Source organism: Mesobacillus harenae, assembly GCF_013343715.1.
Classification (GTDB): Bacteria; Bacillota; Bacilli; order Bacillales; family Cytobacillaceae; genus Mesobacillus_A; species Mesobacillus_A harenae.
The window spans coordinates 19,713-40,518 of sequence record NZ_JABUNR010000019.1; the positions used below are offsets into that span (position 1 = coordinate 19,713).

The following is a 20,806-nucleotide window of genomic DNA, read 5'->3' on the forward strand; positions in this document are numbered from 1 at the left end:
TTTTTTTGTTGGAATGAAGGAAATAAGCTGATTTCCGCCCCGCTGAAAGCGAAGCGCCTAGAACGAAAATCAACAGCATCAATCTCCTCAAAACGAAAAGGACTATAAACAACTCGATTTTCAAAGAGTGATCTACAGTTGAGAGCTAAACAAGTGTTTAGCTGTTGCTTTTATTTTTCATGCTATACATTATAAAATGAATATTGTCTGTTTTTGCTTTTTTATCACCAAAAGCTCTATTAACATTTTATTTTCATGATAAAATAGATTACGTGATTGCGTTTTTAGCTTTGAAAATTCACGGAAAAAATATGCCGGAATCCCGTCATTTCGGCTTAATACTTTCTGTTAAAGCCCATCTGCAGTGAATAATGCGGGCTTTCTTTGAATTTATATAGAGATTGAAGGTAGGTGACATGATGGGTAAGATTATTGCGATTGCGAATCAAAAAGGAGGAGTCGGAAAAACGACTACTTCTGTTAATCTAGGCGCGTGCTTAGCTTACATAGGGAAAAAGGTTTTAATGGTCGATATCGATCCGCAAGGTAATGCTACCAGTGGAGTTGGAATTGAAAAAGCTGATGTTGACCAATGTGTCTATGATGTATTAGTTGATGATGTTGAAGCAAAAGCTGTCATATACCCGACTGCTGTTGAAAATTTGTACGCCATCCCTGCTACAATTCAACTTGCTGGAGCTGAAATTGAGCTAGTGCCCACAATCTCTAGGGAAGTGAGATTGAAGAGGGCACTTGAAGAGGTTAAAGCAGATTTTGATTATGTCATTATAGACTGTCCTCCCTCACTTGGATTACTCACAATAAATGCATTAACGGCTTCCGATGCTGTTTTGATTCCAGTTCAATGTGAATATTATGCGTTAGAGGGTTTAAGCCAGCTTTTAAATACGGTAAGGCTCGTACAAAAACATCTAAATCAGGACCTTAGGATTGAAGGTGTCCTGTTAACCATGCTGGATGCCAGAACAAACCTTGGGATCCAAGTTATAGAAGAAGTTAAAAAATATTTTCAGGATAAGGTTTATAAAACAGTCATTCCTCGTAACGTGCGGCTTAGTGAAGCTCCTAGCCACGGTGAGCCGATTATTATCTATGATCCGAAATCCAGAGGGGCGGAAGTATACCTAGAACTGGCAAAGGAAGTGGTTGTGAATGGCTAAAGGACTAGGCAAAGGTTTGAATGCAATTTTCTCTAATGTTGAAGCCGGTAAGGAAGAAACCGTTCAGGAAATCAGCGTTAAGAAGCTTCGTCCTAACCCCTACCAGCCTCGTAAGGTATTCCAGCCAGAAGCCATAGAAGAATTGAAACAGTCAATAATAGAACACGGGATACTGCAGCCATTAATTGTAAGAAAGAGCATTAAAGGCTATGAAATCGTTGTTGGTGAACGAAGATTCCGTGCTGCTAAAGAAGCTAATCTTGAGACAGTTCCAGTGGTTATTCGTGAATTAAACGAGCAGCAAATGATGGAGCTTGCCGTGCTAGAAAATCTTCAGAGGGAAGATTTAAATCCGATTGAAGAAGGAACTGCCTATCAGATCTTAATAGAAAAGCTAAATCTTACCCAGGAAGAGTTAGCGAAGCGGCTTGGGAAAAGCAGGCCGCATCTAGCCAATCATATAAGACTGCTTTCACTCCCGCCTACAATTCAGGAATTAATATCAACCGGGAAAATTTCAATGGGGCATGGCAGGGCATTATTAGGGCTTCGTAAAAAGGATAAACTTGGTCTTCTGGTTGAGAAAACGATTAAAGAAGGGCTGAATGTACGTCAATTAGAACAAATGATTCAGCAACTTAATGAAATTGTTCCACGTGAAACAAAAAAAACTAAGCTAGAAAAGGACATTTTTATCCGAGATCAGGAAGCATCCCTGAGAGAACGCTTTGGGACCACAGTCAATATAAAGCAATCAAAGGACAAGGGAAAGATTGAAATTGAGTTTTTCTCTAAAGATGATCTAAATCGAATTCTGGAATTATTGGAAAAAGATAAGCAATTATAAATGCCATCCTTGCAGATGGTTTTTTTTTAGGTAAGAAAGTATAAAATTTTTGACATTGACTACTGTCTAGCTCCAGCGCCTAGCCCCTCGAGGTCGCTTCGGTCCAGATGATGAAGTCAAAGAACGACTTCACCCTCTGGCCCTCCAGCGCTTGTCGGGGCTGTTCAAGGCGCTTGCGCTTTTGTTCATAAACTTTCTTATATAACTTGTAAAAAAAACTGGTTATTGGACTTATCTCATGGTAATTTAAGAATAATTGATTTATTCGCAAACCGAAATAATAGATAATGGAGAACTGATATGTTTCTGCTTGGCACACTTGTAAATGGATTGTTGATTGTAATAGGGACACTGCTTGGGAAAATGCTGCATAGAATTCCCGAGAAAATGAAAACAACCGTAATGCATGGAATCGGACTGGCAGTCATCGTTTTGGGTCTGCAAATGGGATTTAAAAGCGCGAATTTTTTAATCGTAATTTTAAGTCTTGTAATCGGTGCTGCAATAGGAGAGTTTTTTGCATTGGAAGACAAACTAAATAGTGTCGGAAAGTGGCTTGAAACTAAGATTGGCTCAACTGGAGAGGGCAGCATATCACAGGGTTTTGTCACAGCTACACTGATCTTTGTGATTGGGGCTATGGCTATAATTGGAGCCTTGGACAGCGGGATTCGCGGAGATCATGATGTTCTTTATACAAAAGCGATCATTGATGGATTTACTTCTCTAATATTAACAACAACCCTAGGAATCGGGGTTATGTTTTCAGCTGTTCCAGTTATGCTATATCAAGGATTAATAGCACTCTTTGCTACCCAGATTGACAAGTTCATCCCGCAGGCATTAATGGATAGTTTTATTGTAGAATTAACGGCAACCGGCGGTGTGATGATTTTTGCCATCGGCCTGAATCTTATTGGTTTGACAAAAATTCGTGTAGCTAATTTATTGCCTGGCATTCTTGTAACAGGCATCCTGGTCACCATGTATTATGGATACCATCATTATTTGTTATAAACGCAAAAAAGGAAGGATATTCCTTCCTTTTTTTCTATTTGCTGTCTGAATTGATGATTAAGTGGTCTGTTCCTGATCAAGGCTCCAGGTAATGTTATTCCATGTCTGTTTTCCGGGGTAGACCAAACTTGCTTCATAGATACCATTTGCAATCGCCTTTGCCATCTTCAAGACAAGATTTAATCTTGTGTTTTGCAGGACAAAAAACTCCATAAACCCACTTACGTTTACAATTCCGGTAATATGGACATTACCGACTTCAGGAAGTTCTTTATTAACTCCTGCCCCCGGTTTAACTGGGCCAGACCCTATTTGTATAGAACCTACACTTTTTAATCTGCCAAGACAAGCATCAATTCCTATAATAAACGGATGAATATGCTTCTGTTTTATTTCCTTGATTTTTTCTTCAAGATTTACAGCATGAATAGGATCTTCCAATGTTCCGTATACATGGAAAGGCGCCATTTCTTTTTCTTCCAAGAGTGTGCCAATTAAAGGACCCAATGAATCCCCGGTAGACCGGTCTGTTCCAATACATACAAAGACGATAGGGCGGCTGCTGATACTTGGCAGTAATCCGATTAGTTCTTGGGCTAATCTATCTGCCGCTTGATGATCATCATGGCTTATTTTTGTAAGGCTGCCCTTCTTGTCAAAAAAACTGGGTCTAAGGTTCATCGGCTCCACTCCTTGAGAATATTAGTAACAGTATACGGAAGAATTTTGTAATCTATACATACCTGTAAACAGATTAATGTAAACAGGGTAATTTGTACTAGATAGAGAATTTTTAGTTCGAATTACCTATTTATCTATATAGTCTATGTGAAGACACATTTTCTCATTCCTGGGAACAATATAAGATTATTAAAGATTGTTTCAAAGCTGTTTTTTGCAAAGGAATGTTTTTTCAGCTTGTGGTCCTTTAATATTGAACTGAAAGTTGGTACAATTAATTATCTTTATGAATCTAAGCAGGTGAAAAGATGTCAAATACTGAAAAAATAATGAATAGTCTAGTGGATAAGTTCACGGATGAAGCAATCTGGTTTTTAATAGGCCAGGGCCTGTTAAAAATAATAGCGATCCTTATTATTTCTGGTTTATTGATCCGTGTTGGGAGAATGGCAATCCGCAACTTTTTTAAAGTTAGATCGAAATCACCTCTGCGAATAACGGAGCGCCGAGAAACAACAATGGCTAAACTGCTGGAAAATGTGCTGACTTACGTTGTGTATTTTATTGCAATAATCATGATTTTGTCTGCATTAACGATTAATGTCCAAGCAATGCTTGCAGGAGCAGGGATTGTTGGGTTAGCCGTTGGGTTTGGGGCTCAAAACCTAGTTCGCGATGTGATCACTGGTTTCTTCATCATTTTTGAAGACCAATTCTCAGTAGGGGATTATGTCCGAATTGGACAGTTTGAAGGAACAGTTGATGAAATTGGCTTGCGAACAACGAAGATTAAAAGTTTTACCGGTGAGCTTCATATCTTGCCAAATGGAAGCATTATCGAAGTAACAAACTTTTCATTGCATAATAGTGTAGCGATCCTTGATATAGGTATTGCCTATGAAGGGGATATCAATTATGCAGAAAAAGTTCTCTCAGAGCTCCTTGAAATGATGCCAGAGAAGTATGAAGAATTAGCGAGTGTACCTGAACTGTTAGGCGTGCAGAATTTTGGGGCTTCAGAAGTAGTTTTAAGAATTGTTGCTGAGACGGTCCCAATGAAGCATTGGTATATCGGAAGGATGCTTCGAAAGGAAGTAAAGCTTGCACTTGACTCACATGGAATTGAAATTCCGTTCCCTCGGCTTGTTATGTATTCCCGGAATGAAGAAGAGCCGCAGAAGCAAAAGGAAAAGGGTTCTCACTAGGAGGTATTGGCAGTGGAGTCAAAGGAATATGAACTTAATGATATCGTTGAAATGAAAAAACAGCATCCATGTGGAACCAACAGATGGAAAATCATCAGAATTGGAATGGATATCCGAATAAAATGTGAGGGTTGTTCTCACAGTGTACTGATTCCTCGTAAAGAATTCACCAGAAAAATGAAGAAGGTCTTGGAGAAGCAGGAAGATTAACCTGCTTCTTTTTTAAAAGAAGAAAGAGAAATTTGAACATTGTCTACCGTCTAGCTGCAGCGCCTAGCCAGTTTTCTCCAAGGGCCAGCTTCCTTGAGTATCTTGCGAGGAGCCGATAGGCATAGAGCAGCTCGAGGTCACTTCGTCCCAGCTGATGAAGTTAAAGAACGACTTCACCTTCAAGGCTCTTGCGATTTTTAATACATTTTGTATTCTAGATGAATATAAAAAGAAATATTAGTAGGGGATGAGAAGGTTGGTACAGATACATCACTCAGCATGCCCGCTAAACTGTTGGGATAGCTGCGGTTTTAAGGTCACCGTGGAAGAAGGTAAGATTAAAAAAGTTGAAGGGGATACAGACCATCCGATTACACAGGGAAAGATTTGTGGACGCGGGCGGATGCTTGAACAGCGAGCTAATTCAAAAGAGCGTCTGTTGTATCCTCTTAAGAAAATAAATAATGAATTTCAGCAAATATCCTGGGAACAGGCACTTAGTGAAATAGCAGAAAAGCTTTCATTTTATAAAAAGCAATATGGTTCAACTTCTGTATTGCACAGCCATGATTATGCCAATAGTGGATTATTGACTAACCTGGACAGCCGCTTTTTCAATTGCTATGGGGGTGTGACTGAGCTGACCGGCAGCATCTGCTGGGGTTCAGGGATTGAGGCCCAAACCTGGGATTTCGGAGAGGCATATAGCCATGATCCCGATGATTTACAAAACAGCAAAACCATCATTGTCTGGGGAAGAAATGTAGCCAGAACGAACATGCATCTATTCCAAAAACTGCAAAAGGCCAAGAAAAGCGGTATAAGGCTTTTAGTAATCGATCCAATCTATAATGCTACGGCAAAGATAGCTGATCAATACATTTCAATTAAACCCGGTTTTGATGGTGTCTTGTCAGTGGGAATTATGAAAGAGATCTTCCGCCTCCAACTTGAGGATCAATTGTTTATTAATAAACACACGATTGGATTTAACCATTTAGAGGATTTGCTTCAATCGTATTCGCTTTCGGAAATCAGTGAGCTTTGTGAGGTACCTGAAGAAACAATAACAAATCTCGCGAAATTATATGGAGACCGGCCTGTTTCTACCCTATTGGGGTTAGGTATGCAGCGTTACACAAACGGCGGAAATACCATCAGACTTATTGATGCTCTAGTTGCAGTAAGCGGGAATATTGGGATTCCTGGCGGAGGAGCCAACTACGCTAACAAACAAGTTGGTCAAAGTTTTGATATTCACGCATTAGGTCTTCCTGAAAGAAAATCAAATTCACGCCAATTCTCGATGATGAAGCAAGCAGAAGCAGTGCTTACAGCGAAGGATCCTGAAATTAAAATGATTTTCGTGACATGCGGCAATCCGCTAAACCAGGTACCCGATACAAATATCGTATCCAAGGCCTTTGCCTCCGTGGATACGCTGGTTGTTGTTGATCAATTTATGACTGATACAGCCATACTCGCTGACTATGTTTTGCCAGCAGCTAATGTATTTGAGACAGAAGATATCTATTATTCTTCTATGTACCATCCTTATGTTAATCATGGGCCAAAACTGGTTGATCCGCCAGGTGAAGCTAAACCAGACCTATGGATCTGGACCGAGTTGGCAAAGCGGTTAGGGTTTGGCGAAGACTTTGATTATGATAGAGAAGAGTGGATTAAAATAGGGCTAGCTCCGCTTAATAACAAGGAAATCACCTTAAATAATCTTAGGGAACAGCGATTTATGGAGCTGCCTGTTGATAAAATCCCCTGGGAAGATAGGGTGTTTAAAACTCCAAGCGGAAAATATGAGTTTTATTCTGCATCTGCTGATAAAGATGGCTTTGATGGGGCTATCAAATTAGCATTGCCGAAAGAATCGAAGCAAAACAACCCAGAGCTTGCAGAAAAGTATCCTTATACTCTCTTAACAATTCACCCGCTTCGCTCTAATCATTCCCAACATATGCATCTTTTTGAAAAGCCGCCAGCAGTTAAAGTGGAGGTAGCTGTTAACATTGCCAAGCTAAAGCGATTAGCTGAGGGAGATTTGGTTAACGTCTGGAATGAGCGCGGGAAGATCACGGGAGTAGTATCAATTTTGAAGATCTCCCATCCTAATACAATTAATATTGATGAAGGCATCTGGAGGAAATTTGGCGGCCCAGTCAATATGCTTACATCCAGTGCAGAATCGGACAACAGGCAAGGAAGTACCTTATACGATTGTCTTGTGAATATAGAGAAGGTGAACTAAGAAAGCTGCTGAAGGGCAGCTTTTCTGTTTTCTGTTTCAAAAGGCCAATCGCTTTTCCGGTGCCTGCTGTTCAGTCGGCTCCGCTTTTCTTGTCCAGCTGCAGCGCCTAGCTCCTCGAGTCGCTTCGGTCTTGCTGCTGAAGTCAAAGAACGACTTCATCTTCAAGCCCTCCAGCGCTTGTCGGAGCTGGACAGGCGCTTCCGCTTTTCTTGTCCAGCTGCAGCGCCTAGCTCCTCGAGTCGCTTCGGTCTTGCTACTGAAGTCAAAGAACGACTTCATCTTCAAGCCCTCCAGCGCTTGTCGGAGCTGGACAGGCGCTTCCGCTTTTCTTGTCCAGCTGCAGCGCCTAGCTCCTCGAGTCGCTTCGGTCTTGCTGCTGAAGTCAAAGAACGACTTCATCTTCAAGCCCTCCAGCGCTTGTCGGAGCTGGACAGGCGCTTCCGCTTTTCTTGTCCAGCTGCGCCTCCTAGCTCCTTGAGTCGCTTCGATCTTGCTGATGAAGTCAAAGAACGACTTCACCTTCCGGCCCTCCAGCGCTTGTCGGAGCTTACAGTCGGCTCCGCTTTTCTGTGCATGGCTTGTCTTTTCTTCTTGTTCTATCTATAATTGTTAGAGGTTATAAGTTGGTCGAAAAAGTATTGTACTTGAATAGATACACTTGAATAGAGGAGTGACTCGGATGGCTTTGACAGCAGGAATAGTTGGTCTTCCTAATGTAGGGAAATCAACATTATTTAACGCTATTACACAGGCAGGGGCAGAATCAGCAAACTACCCGTTCTGTACTATTGACCCAAATGTAGGGATTGTAGAGGTGCCAGACTTTCGGTTAAACAAATTAACAGAACTTGTTCAGCCTAAGAAGACTGTCCCAACAGCTTTCGAATTTACTGATATTGCCGGAATCGTTAAAGGGGCCAGCAAAGGAGAAGGACTGGGAAATAAATTTCTAAGCCATATCCGTCAAGTGGACGCAATTTGTCAGGTTGTACGCTGTTTTGCAGACGATAATATTACGCATGTCTCCGGAAAAGTGAACCCAATAGACGACATTGAAGTCATTAATTTGGAACTGATCCTTGCAGATTTAGAATCAGTTGATAAGCGACTTGGCCGTGTCCAAAAAATGGCTAAACAGAAAGATAAAGAAGCATTGGCTGAGTTTCCAATTTTAACAAAAATAAAAGAAGCGCTTGAAAATGAACAGGCAGCGCGGACAGTTGAATTCACAGACGACGAGGCAAAGATCGTAAAAAACCTTCATCTTCTGACCACAAAGCCAATGCTCTACGTGGCAAATGTCAGTGAAGATGATGTTGCGGATCCAGCTGGGAACGAGTATGTTCAACAGGTTCGTGAGTTCGCTTCAAATGACAATGCTGAAGTTATTGTCGTTTGCGCAAAAATAGAAGAAGAAATAGCCGAACTTGAAGGTGAAGAAAAAGAAATGTTCCTTGAGGAACTAGGCATTGAAGAGTCCGGTCTTGACCAGTTAATCCGTGCCGCATATAGCCTGCTTGGTTTGCAAACATATTTCACTGCCGGTGTTCAGGAAGTTAGAGCCTGGACGTTTAGAAAGGGAATGAAGGCTCCTCAGTGTGCCGGTATCATTCATTCCGATTTCGAAAGAGGATTTATCAGAGCTGAAACGGTTGCTTATGATGACCTTCTTGCCGCAGGTACAATGACAGGGGCTAAAGAAGCAGGAAAAGTAAGGCTTGAGGGAAAAGAATATGAAGTAAAAGACGGAGATGTTATTCACTTCCGCTTCAATGTTTAATAATAAATAAACATGAAAAAAAAGCTCTGCAGATTTTGCAGAGCTTTTTTCATGTTATTGCTTTTGAATGATCCAGTTTTTATGAACACACATCAGTAAGAAATTCCGATGTTTTTTTATGGTTGAATAGACTAAGTAGTAAGTGACTGTTCCAAATAGGATCATATTAATGATCATCCCTTTAATAAATAGGAGACCTATGCTTAAACCGGCAATCGCCAAACCTGGCTCTTCAAGTATATTATCAATTGGAAAGACTCTTTCACCGACCAGAATATTTAAATAGAAACAAAAAGGGAAGGCCCACACAATAGAGACGGCACCTATAAATCCAGCAACAGGATTACTTTTAAATAATTTTGCAGCGCCAACAGAGAGAAATGGCCCAGTTCCGAATGATGGAACAAAATTAGTAATTAAGCCTATCGTAAAGCCCATAGCAATTCCATGTGCATTATCCTTAATCCTAAACAATCGAATTATAAGAAATTTAAGCTTCCTCAAATAATTTTTCAACATTGTTCACCAACCAAAGGAAAAGATAATTCAGTATAACAACTTTTATATTAGAATGATAGAAGATTTCTAACTATTTTGTAAAAAGGCCTTTTTTACTCGACATCAATTTTTCGAAGTAACCTCAAGGGCTATGCGCGATATGAACAGTTTGATAGTTATCCGCGGAAAGCGGGCATCCAGGAGTGGATATCAACAAAGGCCTGTTAGCTAGCAACCATAGTTTATAAAAACAGCTAAAATAAAAACAAGTGGTCTAAAATCTATCGTTTCATTGCTTTTAATAAATCTATATGGTATAATTTCGACTTGTGAGTAATGTACAATTGCTCCTTGCCCAATATGGGCCGTTAGACCAAAAGGAGGTGAACGTGATGAGAAAGTACGAAATTATGTACATCATCCGCCCAAACATTGAAGATGAAGCTAAAAAGGCTCTAGTAGAGCGTTTTAATGGCATTCTGACTGAAAATGGTGCGGAGATCGTAGAATCAAAAGATTGGGGCAAGCGCCGTCTTGCTTATGAAATCAATGATTTACGCGATGGTTACTATCAGTTAATCCATGTTAACGCTGAAGCAGCAGCTGTTGATGAGTTTGCTCGTCTTGCTAAAATCAGCGAAGACATCATTCGTCATATGGTAGTTAAAGAAGAAGAATAAACCATTTTGATATACTTCCAGATGGAAAATTGTTTCACGTGAAACAATGCTGGAAGGAAGGAGTTGATTCTGATGATGAATCGTGTCGTTCTTGTAGGTCGTTTGACAAAGGATCCTGAACTGCGCTATACACCTGCTGGAGTTCCTGTTGCTTCATTTACACTTGCTGTTAATCGTTCTTTTACGAACCAGCAAGGGGAGAGAGAAGCAGATTTTATTAACTGTGTAATCTGGCGTCGCCCTGCCGAAAATGTTGCTAACTTCTTGAAGAAGGGCAGCTTGGCTGGTGTTGATGGCCGTGTTCAAACTCGCAGCTATGAAGGCCAGGATGGAAAACGTGTTTATGTTACAGAAATAATGGCAGAAAGCGTACAATTCCTTGAGCCGAAAAGCCAGAATGCTGGCGGTAATAGGGGCGGAGATAATAATAATTATTCTGCAGGTTCCAGAGATCAAGGTGCTCCATTTGGAAACCAAAATCAGCGCCAGGACAATCAACGCCAGGATAAAAGCTATACTCGTGTTGATGATGATCCATTTGCAAATGATGGACAAATCGATATCTCAGATGACGATCTTCCGTTCTAAATCAATTTTTAACGTTGATATATATCTTAATAGATGAAGGAGGGAAAACCCATGGCAGTTGGAGGACGCAGAGGCGGACGTGCAAAACGCCGTAAGGTATGTTATTTTACAGCGAACGGAATTACACATATCGATTATAAAGATACTGATCTTCTTAAGAAATTTGTATCTGAGCGCGGTAAAATTTTACCACGTCGTGTAACTGGTACTAACGCGAAGTATCAGCGTAAATTAACAGTTGCAATCAAGAGAGCTCGTACTATGGCTTTATTGCCGTATGTAACTGGCGAATAATAATAGAAAAGGCAGCGGGATATTCCGCTGCCTTTTGTGTTAGTTGTAGTAAATTTCCGAAGCTTCATGACTGGAAAGTTGAATGTCACCTTCATACTGGCTAAAATAGTTCTTGTGGGTGAATGTTTCTATGGAGGTATACAATGAATAATGTACATAAACTGACGGAGGGAGCAGTATTATTAGCAGTATTTACGGTCCTGTTATTAATAACGCTATATATTCCGGTTATCGGTGTGGCTGTCAATCTATTTCTAGCATTGCCGTTTATGATGTATTCGGCAAGAAATGGCTGGAAACGGGCTGCTATATTTACAGTGGCAGCTGTTTTATTATCCATGATTGTAGGTTCGTTATTGGCTATTCCATTGGCCCTTGGCTATGGATTAACTGGTGTTGTAATGGGTTCTTTAATCAAAGCAAACAAAAGCCGGTTTGTCGTCTATACAGCAGGTTCTCTGGTGTTTCTTGGTAATTTGATTTTACAGTATGCAATTGCTGTTGCTTTATTTCAGATTAATTTTATAGAAGAGATGCTCACTGCCTTCCGAGAATCTATCGAAATGTCTTCAAGTATGCTTGAGAGAATGGGCCAAGAGCCTGATGAAGCAATAATGGAACAATTTGAAACTGCTGTTACAATGGTGGAAACGCTCATGCCGAGCTTATTGGTTATGGCCTCTTTCATAGTTGTATTCTTTATTATGCTTGTATCAATTCCTATTTTGAAGCGATTTGGAATTAACGTTGAGAAGTGGAAGCCTTTCAGGGAATTGACGTTGCCAAAAAGTATTTTATGGTATTATTTAATATCAATGATCGCATCAATGGTAATGCGTCCGGAAGAAGGAACATATTGGTACTGGGCCCTTGCGAATTTAGTTTATGTTCTGCAATTTTTAATGGTCTTGCAGGGCTTTGCCTTTATCTTTTATTACAGTCATTATAAGGGATTTTCTAAAGCAGTTCCTATTATCGCTGTAGTTCTTGCTTTACTAATGCCTTTAATTCTTTATATTGTAAGGATATTAGGTATAATTGATTTAGGTTTTGATTTACGAAATCGATTTTTTAAGAAAAAATAAGAAACTGGTATTTTGGGAGCTGAGTAAATGCCATCTTATATAGAAAAACGGCTTGTTAGACTGCCTCTATTCCTTTTGATGGCTGTTTCATTAGCTGTTTTAGGTGTTTTATCTTTTTATAACTGGATTCTTGGAGCGGTTGGCTTTGTCCTCATTGCTATTCCCTTGTATTTTATTTTTCGGGTGGACTACAAAATACGCAATGAAACAGAGGCGTATATTTCAACCTTATCCTACAGGGTAAAAAAGGTTGGGGAAGAAGCCCTGATGGAAATGCCAATTGGGATTATGCTATTTAATGATGACTTTGTTATTGAATGGACAAACCCTTATATCGCATCCTGTTTTCGAGAAGAAAGCCTTGTCGGCCGTTCACTTTATGATGTAGCCGATTCCCTCGTACCATTAATTAAGCAGGAAGTGGAAACGGAGACCATTAAGCTTAATGACAGGAAGTTCAAGGTGATTCATAAGCTGGATGAACGTTTGCTTTACTTTTTTGATGTCACTGAACAGACCGAAATAGAAAAGCTTTACAGGGAAGAACGAACGGTTATCGCAATTATTTTTCTTGATAACTATGATGAGCTTACCCAGGGGATGGAAGACCAAACCCGGAGCAGTTTGAACAGTCTTGTAACTTCGCTTTTAAATAATTGGGCCATGAACAATGGAGTATTTCTTAAGAGGATTTCTTCAGAACGCTTCATCGGTGTTTTTAATGAACATATTCTACAGGTATTAGAAAAAGGCAAGTTTTCAATCCTTGATGAGGTGCGTGAAACTTCTTCCAAACAGAATGTGCCGCTAACCCTAAGTATTGGGGTTGGCACGGGTGTCTCCTCGCTGCCTGAGTTAGGCTCACAAGCCCAGTCGAGCCTTGACTTGGCTCTCGGAAGGGGCGGTGACCAGGCTGCAATTAAACAGCCTAATGGTAAGGTCAAGTTCTTTGGAGGCAAAACAAATCCAGTTGAAAAACGCACAAGAGTAAGGGCACGGGTTATTTCTCACGCATTAAAAGAATTAATTATTGAAAGCGACAAGGTTATTATCATGGGCCACAAAAGTCCTGATATGGATGCGATCGGGTCAGCGATTGGTATTCTTAAAGTAGCTGAAATGAATAAGCGGGAAGGCTTTATTGTACTTAATAAGCAGGAAATCGAAACAGGAGTCCAGCGTTTATTGGACGCAATAAAGAAAGACGAAGCATTTTCATCACGCTTTATCTCGCCTGAACAGGCATATGAAATTGCCAGCGATGACACATTGCTGGTAGTTGTTGATACGCACAAACCATCTCTCGTGATTGATGAGAAGCTGCTAAACAGGATCGACAACGTTGTCGTAATTGACCATCATCGCCGGGGAGAAGAGTTTATTGAAAATCCGCTGCTTGTTTATATGGAGCCTTACGCTTCCTCGACGGCTGAGTTGATCACGGAGCTGCTTGAATATCAGCCGAAAACTAGCCGAATTCAAATGCTGGAGGCTACTGCTCTTCTAGCCGGGATAATTGTGGACACAAAAAGTTTTACCCTCAGGACAGGCGCGAGAACTTTTGATGCTGCTTCCTATTTGCGCAGCCATGGAGCTGATACAGTTCTTGTTCAAAAGTTTCTAAAAGAGGATGTAGACACTTATATTAAACGGTCAAAATTAATAGAAAAGGTTTCATTCTATCGTGAAGGTATGGTGATTGCTGCTGGAAACGATGATGAAATATACAATCAGGTGCTGATCGCGCAAGCTGCAGATACATTGCTGACGATGGACGGGGTTACAGCTTCATTCGTTATATCAAAACGATCAGAAGATGAAATCGGAATAAGTGCCCGTTCACTAGGCGAAGTAAATGTCCAGGTCATTATGGAAAAGTTAGGTGGCGGTGGACACTTGACCAACGCGGCTGCACAGCTTACAGAAGCAACAACTGAAGAAGCTGAAAATATGCTTAAAGATGCAATAGATGAATACTTAGAAGGAGGAACCAAAGAATGAAGGTTATCTTTTTAAAAGATGTTAAAGGAAAAGGGAAAAAGGGCGAAGTTAAAAATGTAGCAGATGGATATGCTCATAATTTTTTAATTAAGCAAGGGTTAGCAGTAGAAGCGAATACCGCAGCCGTTAGTTCTTTAAATGCTCAAAAGAAAAAAGAAGAAAAGCAAGCTGAAGAAGAGTTAGCGCAAGCGGAAGAACTAAAAGGCAAGCTCGAAAAAATTACTGTTGAGTTAACTGCTAAGTCAGGTGAGGGCGGTAAGATATTCGGTTCTATTACGAGCAAGCAAATTGCTGATACATTGCAGAAGGTTAATAAAATTAAGATTGATAAGCGCAAGATTGAACTGTCAGATGCAATCAGGTCACTAGGATATACAAAGGTTCCTGTTAAGCTTCACACAGAAGTGACAGCTACCCTGAATGTGCATGTAAAAGAAGGAAACTAAATTTGGCAGTTCCATTCCCCGTTAAACATGATAAAATAAATAGTAGCGAAATTTAGTGATCAGTCCTGCTGATCACTTTTTCTATATAGAAGAAAAAATCATTCCTCTTAAAAGGGAGGTATTTCAGTGAGTGATTATTTAGCGGACAGGCTTCCGCCTCAAAGTATTGAAGCCGAGCAAGCAGTTCTCGGCGCTATTTTTCTAGAGCCTTCAGCACTGACATTAGCAACTGAAGTCTTAATTCCCGAGGATTTTTACCGGGCATCCCATCAAAAAATCTTTGAGGCCATGCTTAAGTTAAATGACGAAGGAAAGGCAGTAGATTTGATCACTGTTACAGAATCCTTGGCAGCTGCTAAGCTTTTAGAAGATACCGGTGGTGTCAGTTATTTGAGCGAGCTGGCAGGCTCAGTGCCTACAGCAGCCAATATAGAATACTATGCACGGATTGTTGAAGAAAAATCGCTATTAAGACGCCTGATCCGTACGGCAACGAATATCGCCCAGGATGGATACACCAGAGAAGATGAAGTTGGCGCCCTTCTTAGTGAAGCAGAGAAAAATATATTAGAAGTATCCCGGCGTACGAATGCAGGTGCTTTCCATAACATTAAGGACGTCCTGGTCAGAACCTACGACAACATCGAGACTCTTCATAACCGTGTAGGCGATGTCACTGGAATCGCAACAGGCTTTAATGATCTCGATAAAATGACAGCCGGATTTCAGCGGAATGATCTAATTATTGTTGCTGCTCGTCCTTCGGTTGGTAAAACGGCATTTGCCCTAAACATCGCCCAAAATGTCGCCACTAAAACGGGTGAGAATGTTGCGATTTTTAGCCTTGAGATGGGTGCAGAACAACTTGTTATGCGTATGCTTTGTGCAGAAGGAAATATCGATGCACAAAGGCTAAGGACAGGTAGCTTAACTGATGATGACTGGGGAAAGCTGACTATGGCAATGGGCAGCCTCTCTAATTCAGGTATTTTTATAGATGACACGCCTGGCGTTAAAATAAGCGAAATTCGCTCCAAATGCCGAAGACTTAAGCAGGAGACCGGACTAGGGATGATTTTGATCGATTACCTGCAGCTGATTCAAGGAAGCGGGCGTTCCGGAGAAAACAGACAGCAGGAAGTTTCCGAAATCTCACGTACTTTAAAAGAGCTGGCTCGTGAACTTCAAGTTCCCGTTATAGCACTGTCTCAGCTATCTCGTGGTGTGGAACAGCGGCAGGATAAGCGTCCAATGATGTCTGATATCCGTGAATCCGGAAGTATCGAGCAGGATGCCGATATCGTTGCCTTTCTATATCGTGATGACTATTATGATAAAGAATCTGAGTCGAAAAATATCATTGAAATCATTATTGCTAAGCAGCGTAATGGTCCTGTTGGGACTGTCCAGCTAGCTTTTGTTAAAGAATTTAATAAATTCGTTAACCTTGAAAGACGATTTGATGATTCGTCGATTCCGGCTGGTGCGTAATTCTCTTAATTTTGGTTAGCCTATAAAAGGCTAACCTTTTATTTTAGATAAGAAAGAAAAACATTAGTCATTGACTAATGCACTAGCGCCTTGCCGCTTAAGGTCGTTTTGGTCCGGGTATGCATCTTAATTTTACGAACAAATTAACTTTTTTACATATAATAGTTCGTGTTTCATTGACTTTACTTCGCTAAAACTGATAAGATTTAATTGTTTGATTCAGAAAACTAATTCAACCGAAATTTCGGAGGTGTTTTTTATGTCATCAGTAGTCGTAGTAGGTACACAATGGGGAGATGAAGGCAAAGGTAAGATTACCGACTTTCTCTCTGAAAATGCAGAAGTAATTGCCCGTTACCAGGGTGGAAACAATGCTGGGCATACGATTAAATTTAACGGAGAAACGTATAAGCTTCATTTAATTCCATCAGGAATCTTCTATAGTGATAAAAAGTGTGTAATCGGAAATGGTATGGTTGTTGATCCAAAAGCGCTAGTAAAGGAACTCGCTTATCTTCACGAACGAGGGATTTCTACTGACAATCTCCGCATCAGCAACAGAGCCCATGTTATTTTACCTTATCATTTAAAACTTGATGAGGTAGAGGAAGCAAGCAAAGGTGCTAATAAAATTGGTACAACGAAAAAGGGAATCGGCCCTGCCTATATGGATAAGGCTGCCCGAATCGGTATTCGTATTGCGGATCTTTTAGACCGAGAGATTTTTGAAGAAAAATTAGACCGTAATTTAAAAGAAAAAAACCGGTTACTTGAACGGATTTATGAAACTGAAGGTTTTAAAATTGAAGATATTCTAGATGAATATTACGATTATGGTCAGCAAATCATGCATTATGTATGTGACACATCGGTTGTCTTGAATGATGCTCTCGATGATGGGCGCCGTGTTTTATTTGAAGGTGCACAAGGAGTCATGCTTGATATCGACCAAGGTACATATCCATTTGTTACATCCTCGAACCCTGTTGCTGGCGGAGTGACTATTGGTTCAGGAGTCGGTCCAACTAAAATTAAACATGTTGTTGGCGTATCCAAGGCCTATACGACTAGGGTAGGAGACGGGCCATTTCCAACAGAGCTTGATAACGAGATTGGCAGTATGATACGTGAGGTTGGCCGCGAGTATGGAACAACTACAGGGCGTCCGCGCAGAGTTGGCTGGTTTGACAGTGTTGTTGTTCGCCATGCCCGCAGGGTCAGTGGAATCACGGATTTATCTCTAAATTCTATTGATGTTCTTACTGGAATTGAAAAACTTAAGATTTGTGTGGCTTATAAGTATAAAGGGGAAGTTATCTCAGAATTCCCTGCCAGCCTTAAAATGCTGGCAGAATGTGAACCTGTATATGAAGAACTATCAGGTTGGACTGAGGATATCACAGGCTGCAAATCCCTTAATGAACTTCCAGCTAATGCTAGGCACTATCTTGAAAGAATTTCACAGTTAACTGGAATTCCGCTTTCGATCTTTTCGGTGGGTCCAGACCGCTCTCAGACGAATGTGGTTTTAAGTCCATGGAGACAGCACTAAAAACGATGGAAAGCCTCCCTTTTTCAGGGAGGCTTTTTATTATGCCAGACTGAAATAGGGCTAATGGTAACACTAATTCTTAACGGTTTAAGCCAAAGCTTAACTTTTAATTAGTTGTGGGGTATTTTAAGCGATTCCATTGTGATGTCACCAGTATGATGCAATAACTAAATTTTGTGATGCATAACAGCAAATAAATGTTGCAATAATGGTTGAATACAATGCATAAAAGCAATAGAATGACGCAATTATAGTTAAATCCGTTCCTTAATCCTCCTTATATACTAAACGGGGTATCGGAAAGGGTTGTAAAATAGGATAATATTTTTGGAAGATACCCTAGTTTAGCTTCTGGATCTTTTAGGGCCCAGCAGATCTGAAATAAAGCACCTAAATTAGCCCAATTAGTCCTCTAATTAAGAGGAAACTCGAGGACTATAGTGGAATATTAATTGGTTTATTAAAGAAATAAAACTTTTCTCGAAAAATGTTGGACAAGGTTATAATCCTATGATATTATAAAAAACGTCGTTAAATTAGAAACGAGCCATTAGCTCAGTTGGTAGAGCAACGAGCAAAGCTTCAATGAGTAGCTGCGAGTTGTACCGATCGATCCACAGCCTGAATAAGCTTACTGAGATCGGGACATCGAAGATTCTAAATCTCAATTGGATGATTTATTTAGGAAGCATTATATTGTACGAGCCATTAGCTCAGTTGGTAGAGCATCTGACTTTTAATCAGAGGGTCGAAGGTTCGAATCCTTCATGGCTCACCACTTAATTTTACGGCCCCTTGGTCAAGCGGTTAAGACACCGCCCTTTCACGGCGGTAACACGGGTTCGAATCCCGTAGGGGTCATTACTTATTTACATAATTTTAATCAAATAGGCTATATATATTATGGCTCAGTAGCTCAGTCGGTAGAGCAAAGGACTGAAAATCCTTGTGTCGGCGGTTCGATTCCGTCCTGAGCCACTCAAAAAAGGGAGTATGTCCACACGACATACTCCCTTTTTGTTACAATTCTGTAACATTAAGCACTTTTTATCTATAAACCATATGCCAATATTGAAATTTAGTCATTTCCTTGTCGAACTCGTCCTAAAGACCTAGAAAAACCTTGGCCTAAAAAGGTTTTGTCTTAAAAATATCCAATAATGTTGGATGGTTTTAACAGTTAGTTCTGGCAATTAACTTACAAATTTCGTAATAAAATGACAGTAATTATACAGTTTTGTTACATAACAACGTCTATTAATCTTTTTAAAATAAAATATGGTAAAGTATAGAAGTGATATTTAAGTTGCTTGCTAAGTAACTAACTATAGCTAGTAAATGCGCTAGCTTTTCGTATGTAGGAGGAAACCCATGGAGATCACCAAAAAGAAGCTATCCCAAATTGCCGGAAAAACATCTGGTTATATATCCCCGGCGATTAAGAAAGCTGTTGTCTCTGCTGTAGCTTTTTCTGCACTGGCATTTGGAGCCGGTAATTCAGTAAGCGCAGCTGGATCTGACTTAACAACGGTTTATTATGTATATGCAAATGACACTTTCATTGGAACAGTATCTGATAAAAACGTTATCGAGAAATTAGTTGCAGATAAGATTATTGAGGCAGAAAAACACTTTGAAGGCATTGAACTAACCTTAAACAAAGAAATTACATACATTCCAGAGCAGGTTTTTAAATCTTCTTCACCCGCAGAAAACGGGGAAGCAGTGGGTCACTTCCAAGATGAGATAGGCGTGCAGGCAGAAGCTGCAGCCGTTTCTATTGATGGAAACCCAGTAGCATACGTACAAAGTGCCGAAGCCGCAGAAGATGTCTTAAAGTCATTAAAGCTTCAGTATATTAGTGAAGATGAATTGAAAGAAGCCGAAAACTTAAAGCAGGTTTCTAAAGACTCTTTACCACCATTAGAAAAAAATGAAACTCGTATTTTGGACGTTAAATTTTCAAAAGAAGTTTCAGTTTCAGCTGAAAAAGTTGATCCTGCGAAAATTTTAACCAAAGATGATACGTTAAAGCTATTGAAAAATGGGACATTAGAAGAGCAAAAGTACACGGTTAAAGAGGGAGATGTTCTCGGAGGAATTGCGAACTCCCATGGTTTAACTCTTAAAGAAATGCTCTCTCTAAACCCAGGTACGAAAGAGGACACAGTTCTTAAAATTGGCGAGCAAGTTAAAGTCACTGTGTTAAAGCCTTTAATAGAATTAACAGTAGAGAAGGAGACGTACCGAGTAGAAACGGTTCCTTATAAGCGAGAGGTAGAGAATGACTCTTCAATGCCAAAAGGTGATTCAAAGGTTAAACAAGAGGGCAAGGAAGGATCAAATGGGGTTTCCTACGCGATTACGGAAGTAAATGGACAGACAGTTAAAAGGGAGACGGTGAAAACTGAGGTACTTGAAGAGCCAGTAACAGAAATCACTGTTAAAGGCACGAAAGTCATTCCCTCCAGAGGAGACGGCACGTTTGCCTGGCCTGCTTCAGGCGGTTATATTTCGAGCCAGCAAGGATATCGATGGGGCAAGCTTCATAAAGGAATCGATATAGCTAGGCCTAGTAACTATAATATAAGCGCTGCGGATAACGGTGTTGTTGTTTATGCAGGCTATGACGGCGGTTATGGAAATAAGATTATCATAGATCACCAGAATGGCTACAAGACGATATACGCCCACTTGGCTTCAATGTCAGTCGGTTCAGGCCAAACGGTTGCAAGAGGATCTAAGATCGGAGTAATGGGGGCTACAGGAGATTCAACCGGTATCCATCTTCACTTTGAAGTATTTAAAAATGGGAAGCTGGTTAATCCAGTAACAGTTCTTCGTTAAACGTCTACTTAAAAGTCTCTAGATTTCTAGAGGCTTTTTTAAATGGAATCCGCCATAGAGGTAAACGTTGGGAAGTATATTAGATGAATTCAGTTTTCACTCGTGATAGAGTAAAATAGATAGTATAAGAGTTAGACTTC

19 protein-coding genes and 3 tRNA genes are annotated in these 20,806 nt (G+C 40.3%); 19 read left to right on the plus strand and 3 right to left on the minus strand.

Features of this window, described 5'->3' with window-relative positions; translation table 11 throughout:
- Window positions 1-419 precede the first annotated feature (419 nt).
- The 3 genes from HRJ06_RS19520 (at window position 420) to HRJ06_RS19530 (ending at window position 3,045) form a co-directional block, all read left to right on the plus strand.
- The gene (locus tag HRJ06_RS19520; protein ID WP_174734716.1) at window positions 420-1,181 is read left to right on the plus strand and encodes a ParA family protein; all 762 of its coding nucleotides are present in this window, start codon (window positions 420-422) and stop codon (window positions 1,179-1,181) included.
- Complete coding sequence (locus HRJ06_RS19525; protein WP_174734654.1) at window positions 1,174-2,028, plus strand: ParB/RepB/Spo0J family partition protein; 855 nt, start codon at window positions 1,174-1,176, stop codon at window positions 2,026-2,028. The genes HRJ06_RS19520 and HRJ06_RS19525 overlap by 8 nt, the downstream gene beginning before the upstream one ends.
- A 300-nt stretch (window positions 2,029-2,328) precedes the next feature.
- Window positions 2,329-3,045 carry a DUF554 domain-containing protein gene (locus HRJ06_RS19530; protein WP_174734655.1) on the plus strand — a complete coding sequence of 239 codons (717 nt, stop codon included), beginning with the start codon at window positions 2,329-2,331 and terminating at the stop codon, window positions 3,043-3,045.
- A gap of 57 nt (window positions 3,046-3,102) precedes the next feature.
- Here HRJ06_RS19530 and yyaC read toward each other — a convergent pair whose 3' ends face one another.
- Window positions 3,103-3,726: a spore protease YyaC gene (gene yyaC / locus HRJ06_RS19535; RefSeq protein WP_174734656.1), complete on the minus strand. Its 624-nt coding sequence runs from the start codon at window positions 3,724-3,726 to the stop codon at window positions 3,103-3,105.
- Window positions 3,727-4,034: 308 nt separating this feature from the next.
- Between yyaC and HRJ06_RS19540 the strand changes: the two genes are divergently transcribed.
- The 3 genes from HRJ06_RS19540 (at window position 4,035) to HRJ06_RS19550 (ending at window position 7,404) form a co-directional block, all read left to right on the plus strand.
- Window positions 4,035-4,931 (plus strand): mechanosensitive ion channel family protein, encoded by an 897-nt coding sequence (locus HRJ06_RS19540; RefSeq protein WP_174734657.1) that lies wholly within the window; start codon window positions 4,035-4,037, stop codon window positions 4,929-4,931.
- A gap of 12 nt (window positions 4,932-4,943) precedes the next feature.
- A complete protein-coding gene (locus HRJ06_RS19545) occupies window positions 4,944-5,141 on the plus strand; it encodes a DUF951 family protein (RefSeq protein WP_174734658.1) in 198 nt (65 codons plus the stop codon).
- A gap of 256 nt (window positions 5,142-5,397) precedes the next feature.
- Entirely contained in the window at window positions 5,398-7,404 is a 2,007-nt protein-coding gene (locus HRJ06_RS19550) for a molybdopterin-dependent oxidoreductase (RefSeq protein WP_242035307.1), read from the plus strand.
- A 36-nt stretch (window positions 7,405-7,440) separates the two neighbouring features.
- Here HRJ06_RS19550 and HRJ06_RS19555 read toward each other — a convergent pair whose 3' ends face one another.
- Window positions 7,441-7,923 (minus strand): hypothetical protein, encoded by a 483-nt coding sequence (locus HRJ06_RS19555; RefSeq protein ID WP_174734660.1) that lies wholly within the window; start codon window positions 7,921-7,923, stop codon window positions 7,441-7,443.
- A 160-nt stretch (window positions 7,924-8,083) separates the two neighbouring features.
- Between HRJ06_RS19555 and ychF the strand changes: the two genes are divergently transcribed.
- Window positions 8,084-9,184, plus strand: a complete 1,101-nt coding sequence (gene ychF, locus HRJ06_RS19560; RefSeq protein ID WP_174734661.1) for a redox-regulated ATPase YchF — start codon at window positions 8,084-8,086, stop codon at window positions 9,182-9,184.
- A gap of 54 nt (window positions 9,185-9,238) precedes the next feature.
- On the opposite strand, the gene HRJ06_RS19565 is transcribed toward ychF, so the two are convergent.
- Window positions 9,239-9,703, minus strand: coding sequence for a DUF2062 domain-containing protein (locus tag HRJ06_RS19565; protein WP_174734662.1), 465 nt, complete (start codon window positions 9,701-9,703; stop codon window positions 9,239-9,241).
- Window positions 9,704-10,074: 371 nt separating this feature from the next.
- Between HRJ06_RS19565 and rpsF the strand changes: the two genes are divergently transcribed.
- The 12 genes from rpsF (at window position 10,075) to HRJ06_RS19625 (ending at window position 20,666) form a co-directional block, all read left to right on the plus strand.
- Window positions 10,075-10,362, plus strand: a complete 288-nt coding sequence (rpsF, locus tag HRJ06_RS19570) for a 30S ribosomal protein S6 (RefSeq protein ID WP_174734717.1) — start codon at window positions 10,075-10,077, stop codon at window positions 10,360-10,362.
- Window positions 10,363-10,434: 72 nt separating this feature from the next.
- Entirely contained in the window at window positions 10,435-10,950 is a 516-nt protein-coding gene (gene ssb, locus HRJ06_RS19575; protein ID WP_174734663.1) for a single-stranded DNA-binding protein, read from the plus strand.
- Between the two features lie 51 nt (window positions 10,951-11,001).
- Window positions 11,002-11,244 (plus strand): 30S ribosomal protein S18, encoded by a 243-nt coding sequence (rpsR, locus tag HRJ06_RS19580; RefSeq protein WP_174734664.1) that lies wholly within the window; start codon window positions 11,002-11,004, stop codon window positions 11,242-11,244.
- Between the two features lie 143 nt (window positions 11,245-11,387).
- Complete coding sequence (locus HRJ06_RS19585) at window positions 11,388-12,329, plus strand: YybS family protein (protein ID WP_174734665.1); 942 nt, start codon at window positions 11,388-11,390, stop codon at window positions 12,327-12,329.
- Between the two features lie 27 nt (window positions 12,330-12,356).
- Entirely contained in the window at window positions 12,357-14,330 is a 1,974-nt protein-coding gene (locus HRJ06_RS19590; RefSeq protein WP_174734666.1) for a DHH family phosphoesterase, read from the plus strand.
- Complete coding sequence (gene rplI, locus HRJ06_RS19595) at window positions 14,327-14,776, plus strand: 50S ribosomal protein L9 (protein WP_174734667.1); 450 nt, start codon at window positions 14,327-14,329, stop codon at window positions 14,774-14,776. Before HRJ06_RS19590 ends, rplI begins: the two co-directional genes overlap by 4 nt.
- Window positions 14,777-14,902: 126 nt before the next feature.
- Window positions 14,903-16,267, plus strand: coding sequence for a replicative DNA helicase (gene dnaB, locus HRJ06_RS19600; protein WP_174734668.1), 1,365 nt, complete (start codon window positions 14,903-14,905; stop codon window positions 16,265-16,267).
- Between the two features lie 259 nt (window positions 16,268-16,526).
- Complete coding sequence (locus HRJ06_RS19605; RefSeq protein ID WP_174734669.1) at window positions 16,527-17,819, plus strand: adenylosuccinate synthase; 1,293 nt, start codon at window positions 16,527-16,529, stop codon at window positions 17,817-17,819.
- A 702-nt stretch (window positions 17,820-18,521) separates the two neighbouring features.
- Window positions 18,522-18,597 (plus strand) — tRNA-Lys (locus HRJ06_RS19610).
- 11 nt (window positions 18,598-18,608) lie between these two features.
- Window positions 18,609-18,680, plus strand: a tRNA-Glu gene (locus tag HRJ06_RS19615).
- 44 nt (window positions 18,681-18,724) lie between these two features.
- A tRNA-Phe gene (locus HRJ06_RS19620) sits at window positions 18,725-18,797 on the plus strand.
- 393 nt (window positions 18,798-19,190) lie between these two features.
- Window positions 19,191-20,666: a peptidoglycan DD-metalloendopeptidase family protein gene (locus HRJ06_RS19625; protein ID WP_174734670.1), complete on the plus strand. Its 1,476-nt coding sequence runs from the start codon at window positions 19,191-19,193 to the stop codon at window positions 20,664-20,666.
- The last annotated feature ends 140 nt before the right edge of the window (window positions 20,667-20,806 follow it).

Bases quoted from the DNA above. Each gene is read 5' to 3' on its own strand.
- ychF (WP_174734661.1), top strand. From the start codon at position 8,084: ATGGCTTTGACAGCAGGAATAGTTGGTCTTCCTAATGTAGGGAAATCA.
- HRJ06_RS19520 (WP_174734716.1), top strand. From the start codon at position 420: ATGGGTAAGATTATTGCGATTGCGAATCAAAAAGGAGGAGTCGGAAAA.
- rplI (WP_174734667.1), top strand. From the start codon at position 14,327: ATGAAGGTTATCTTTTTAAAAGATGTTAAAGGAAAAGGGAAAAAGGGC.
- rpsF (WP_174734717.1), top strand. From the start codon at position 10,075: ATGAGAAAGTACGAAATTATGTACATCATCCGCCCAAACATTGAAGAT.
- HRJ06_RS19625 (WP_174734670.1), top strand. From the start codon at position 19,191: ATGGAGATCACCAAAAAGAAGCTATCCCAAATTGCCGGAAAAACATCT.
- HRJ06_RS19525 (WP_174734654.1), top strand. From the start codon at position 1,174: ATGGCTAAAGGACTAGGCAAAGGTTTGAATGCAATTTTCTCTAATGTT.
- yyaC (WP_174734656.1), bottom strand. From the start codon at position 3,726: ATGAACCTTAGACCCAGTTTTTTTGACAAGAAGGGCAGCCTTACAAAA.
- HRJ06_RS19530 (WP_174734655.1), top strand. From the start codon at position 2,329: ATGTTTCTGCTTGGCACACTTGTAAATGGATTGTTGATTGTAATAGGG.
- HRJ06_RS19590 (WP_174734666.1), top strand. From the start codon at position 12,357: ATGCCATCTTATATAGAAAAACGGCTTGTTAGACTGCCTCTATTCCTT.
- HRJ06_RS19585 (WP_174734665.1), top strand. From the start codon at position 11,388: ATGAATAATGTACATAAACTGACGGAGGGAGCAGTATTATTAGCAGTA.
- HRJ06_RS19605 (WP_174734669.1), top strand. From the start codon at position 16,527: ATGTCATCAGTAGTCGTAGTAGGTACACAATGGGGAGATGAAGGCAAA.
- ssb (WP_174734663.1), top strand. From the start codon at position 10,435: ATGATGAATCGTGTCGTTCTTGTAGGTCGTTTGACAAAGGATCCTGAA.
- HRJ06_RS19540 (WP_174734657.1), top strand. From the start codon at position 4,035: ATGTCAAATACTGAAAAAATAATGAATAGTCTAGTGGATAAGTTCACG.
- rpsR (WP_174734664.1), top strand. From the start codon at position 11,002: ATGGCAGTTGGAGGACGCAGAGGCGGACGTGCAAAACGCCGTAAGGTA.
- HRJ06_RS19565 (WP_174734662.1), bottom strand. From the start codon at position 9,703: ATGTTGAAAAATTATTTGAGGAAGCTTAAATTTCTTATAATTCGATTG.